Below are 3,394 nucleotides of genomic sequence, written 5' to 3' on the forward strand. Positions count from 1 at the left end.
TCGTTCTTTAAAAATTTGGGTATGTGATAGAAAGATAGACTGAACGTTACTTTCACTGGTAACGGATCAGGCTAAGGTAAAATTTGTGAGTTACTCAAATTGAGTATTATCGAATTTTCGGCGAATGTCGTCTTCACAGTATAACCAGATTGCTTGGGGTTATATGGTCAAGTGAAGAAGCGCATACGGTGGATGCCTTGGCAGTCAGAGGCGATGAAAGACGTGGTAGCCTGCGAAAAGCTTCGGGGAGTCGGCAAACAGACTTTGATCCGGAGATGTCTGAATGGGGGAACCCAGCCATCATAAGATGGTTATCTTAAGCTGAATACATAGGCTTAAGAGGCGAACCAGGGGAACTGAAACATCTAAGTACCCTGAGGAAAAGAAATCAACCGAGATTCCCTTAGTAGTGGCGAGCGAACGGGGACTAGCCCTTAAGTGGCTTTGAGATTAGCGGAACGCTCTGGAAAGTGCGGCCATAGTGGGTGATAGCCCTGTACGCGAAAATCTCTTAGTCATGAAATCGAGTAGGACGGAGCACGAGAAACTTTGTCTGAATATGGGGGGACCATCCTCCAAGGCTAAATACTACTGACTGACCGATAGTGAACTAGTACCGTGAGGGAAAGGCGAAAAGAACCCCGGAGAGGGGAGTGAAATAGATCCTGAAACCGTATGCGTACAAGCAGTGGGAGCCCACTTTGTTGGGTGACTGCGTACCTTTTGTATAATGGGTCAGCGACTTATTTTCAGTGGCGAGCTTAACCGAATAGGGGAGGCGTAGCGAAAGCGAGTCTTAATAGGGCGTCTAGTCGCTGGGAATAGACCCGAAACCGGGCGATCTATCCATGGGCAGGTTGAAGGTTGGGTAACACTAACTGGAGGACCGAACCGACTACCGTTGAAAAGTTAGCGGATGACCTGTGGATCGGAGTGAAAGGCTAATCAAGCTCGGAGATAGCTGGTTCTCCTCGAAAGCTATTTAGGTAGCGCCTCATGTATCACTGTAGGGGGTAGAGCACTGTTTCGGCTAGGGGGTCATCCCGACTTACCAAACCGATGCAAACTCCGAATACCTACAAGTGCCGAGCATGGGAGACACACGGCGGGTGCTAACGTCCGTCGTGAAAAGGGAAACAACCCAGACCGTCAGCTAAGGTCCCAAAGTTATGGTTAAGTGGGAAACGATGTGGGAAGGCTTAGACAGCTAGGAGGTTGGCTTAGAAGCAGCCACCCTTTAAAGAAAGCGTAATAGCTCACTAGTCGAGTCGGCCTGCGCGGAAGATGTAACGGGGCTCAAACCATACACCGAAGCTACGGGTATCACCTTCGGGTGATGCGGTAGAGGAGCGTTCTGTAAGCCTGTGAAGGTGAGTTGAGAAGCTTGCTGGAGGTATCAGAAGTGCGAATGCTGACATGAGTAACGACAATGGGTGTGAAAAACACCCACGCCGAAAGACCAAGGTTTCCTGCGCAACGTTAATCGACGCAGGGTTAGTCGGTCCCTAAGGCGAGGCTGAAAAGCGTAGTCGATGGAAAACAGGTTAATATTCCTGTACTTCTGGTTATTGCGATGGAGGGACGGAGAAGGCTAGGCCAGCTTGGCGTTGGTTGTCCAAGTTTAAGGTGGTAGGCTGGAATCTTAGGTAAATCCGGGATTCTAAGGCCGAGAGCTGATGACGAGTTAACTTTTAGTTAACGAAGTGGTTGATGCCATGCTTCCAAGAAAAGCTTCTAAGCTTCAGGTAACCAGGAACCGTACCCCAAACCGACACAGGTGGTTGGGTAGAGAATACCAAGGCGCTTGAGAGAACTCGGGTGAAGGAACTAGGCAAAATGGCACCGTAACTTCGGGAGAAGGTGCGCCGGTGAGGGTGAAGGACTTGCTCCGTAAGCTCATGCCGGTCGAAGATACCAGGCCGCTGCGACTGTTTATTAAAAACACAGCACTCTGCAAACACGAAAGTGGACGTATAGGGTGTGACGCCTGCCCGGTGCCGGAAGGTTAATTGATGGGGTTAGCTAACGCGAAGCTCTTGATCGAAGCCCCGGTAAACGGCGGCCGTAACTATAACGGTCCTAAGGTAGCGAAATTCCTTGTCGGGTAAGTTCCGACCTGCACGAATGGCGTAACGATGGCGGCGCTGTCTCCACCCGAGACTCAGTGAAATTGAAATCGCTGTGAAGATGCAGTGTATCCGCGGCTAGACGGAAAGACCCCGTGAACCTTTACTATAGCTTTGCACTGGACTTTGAATTTGCTTGTGTAGGATAGGTGGGAGGCTTTGAAGCGTGGACGCCAGTTCGCGTGGAGCCAACCTTGAAATACCACCCTGGCAACTTTGAGGTTCTAACTCAGGTCCGTTATCCGGATCGAGGACAGTGTATGGTGGGTAGTTTGACTGGGGCGGTCTCCTCCTAAAGAGTAACGGAGGAGTACGAAGGTGCGCTCAGACCGGTCGGAAATCGGTCGTAGAGTATAAAGGCAAAAGCGCGCTTGACTGCGAGACAGACACGTCGAGCAGGTACGAAAGTAGGTCTTAGTGATCCGGTGGTTCTGTATGGAAGGGCCATCGCTCAACGGATAAAAGGTACTCCGGGGATAACAGGCTGATACCGCCCAAGAGTTCATATCGACGGCGGTGTTTGGCACCTCGATGTCGGCTCATCACATCCTGGGGCTGAAGCCGGTCCCAAGGGTATGGCTGTTCGCCATTTAAAGTGGTACGCGAGCTGGGTTTAGAACGTCGTGAGACAGTTCGGTCCCTATCTGCCGTGGACGTTTGAGATTTGAGAGGGGCTGCTCCTAGTACGAGAGGACCGGAGTGGACGAACCTCTGGTGTTCCGGTTGTCACGCCAGTGGCATTGCCGGGTAGCTATGTTCGGAATAGATAACCGCTGAAAGCATCTAAGCGGGAAACTAGCCTCAAGATGAGATCTCACTGGAACCTTGAGTTCCCTGAAGGGCCGTCGAAGACTACGACGTTGATAGGTTGGGTGTGTAAGCGCTGTGAGGCGTTGAGCTAACCAATACTAATTGCCCGTGAGGCTTGACCATATAACACCCAAGCAATTTGACTACTCTTGACTTGGAAACAAGCAAAAGCATCAGATTGCGGTGTGTGAAGACGAAATGAACCGAAAGTTCGAATCTCACAAAACACCGAAAGCTGTCACATACCCAATTTGCTGAAGCGAGGCCATCTGGTCACGACTCAGTACCCGAATTTCTTGACGACCATAGAGCATTGGAACCACCTGATCCCATCCCGAACTCAGTAGTGAAACGATGCATCGCCGATGGTAGTGTGGGGTTTCCCCATGTGAGAGTAGGTCATCGTCAAGATTAAATTCCAGAACCCCTGTTTGCTAACGCAAACAGGGGTTTTGTTT

Annotated in this window: 2 rRNA genes; both read left to right on the forward strand. The window is 50.6% G+C overall.

Annotation, left to right across the window (positions count from 1 at the left end):
* Nucleotides 1-165 precede the first annotated feature (165 nt).
* Nucleotides 166-3,059, forward strand: a 23S ribosomal RNA gene (locus HBR94_RS28270).
* A 172-nt stretch (nt 3,060-3,231) separates the two neighbouring features.
* Nucleotides 3,232-3,347, forward strand: a 5S ribosomal RNA gene (gene rrf / locus HBR94_RS28275).
* Nucleotides 3,348-3,394: the final 47 nt, after the last annotated feature.

Origin of the sequence: Pseudomonas sp. WS 5412 (assembly GCF_012985615.1) — a bacterium.
In the GTDB taxonomy this organism is placed as follows: Bacteria; Pseudomonadota; Gammaproteobacteria; order Pseudomonadales; family Pseudomonadaceae; genus Aquipseudomonas; species Aquipseudomonas shahriarae.